A 248-nucleotide genomic window follows, 5' to 3' on the forward strand; every position below is an offset into this window, starting at 1 on the left:
GTGCGATAATTCCTTCCAGCCGCGATATGTTCTCGAGCAAGCGCTGGCTGGTCAGCACAAGAGAGTAATAGCTGAATAGTGGATTCTGAAAATAAATCTCGAGCAGCTTTTCATAAGTAATAGTCATCACTTGCCCGTCTTCGATGCATTCGACGGTCGCGGTTCTCCGCTGATTGGGCGTAAGGAAACCGAGTTCGCCCATGAGACGTCCCGGCGGAAGCTCGACGCCGATTTCCCTGACCAAAAAC

Annotated in this window: 1 protein-coding gene; it reads right to left on the reverse strand. The window is 51.2% G+C overall.

What is annotated here, in order from left to right:
• On the reverse strand, positions 1–248 hold a 248-nt coding region (locus tag AC5ZG5_RS46620), incomplete at both ends, for a cyclic nucleotide-binding domain-containing protein (protein ID WP_496165622.1).

The organism is Bradyrhizobium sp. Ses1 (genome assembly GCF_059512365.1).